This is a genomic window from Methylobacterium frigidaeris (genome assembly GCF_022179185.1).
Taxonomy (GTDB): Bacteria; Pseudomonadota; Alphaproteobacteria; order Rhizobiales; family Beijerinckiaceae; genus Methylobacterium; species Methylobacterium frigidaeris.
In genome coordinates, this window is record NZ_BPQJ01000283.1 from 1 (window position 1) to 250 (window position 250).

At 65.2% G+C, this 250-nt stretch carries 1 protein-coding gene; it reads right to left on the reverse strand.

The annotated features are described in order from the left end of the window. Positions 1 to 250: Lrp/AsnC ligand binding domain-containing protein (locus tag MFF64_RS37165; RefSeq protein ID WP_238194072.1), on the reverse strand; the 250-nt coding region annotated here is incomplete at its 5' end.

Below are 250 nucleotides of genomic sequence, written 5' to 3' on the forward strand. Positions count from 1 at the left end.
TCAGCGGCCGACGACGCTCCGGATCGTGAAGCTGGACTGGATCCGGGATACGCCGGGCAGCTTCGACAGCACGGATCGGTGAAGCCGCTCGTACTCCCCGGCATCGGCCACCCGGATTTTCAGCAGGTAATCGGACCTGCCCGTCATGAGGTAGCAGTCCTGGATGTCCGGGCAGCGGCGGACGGCGGCCTCGAACCGGTTCAGGTAATCCTCCGTCTGCCGCTCGAGCTCGATCTGGGTCATCACCACC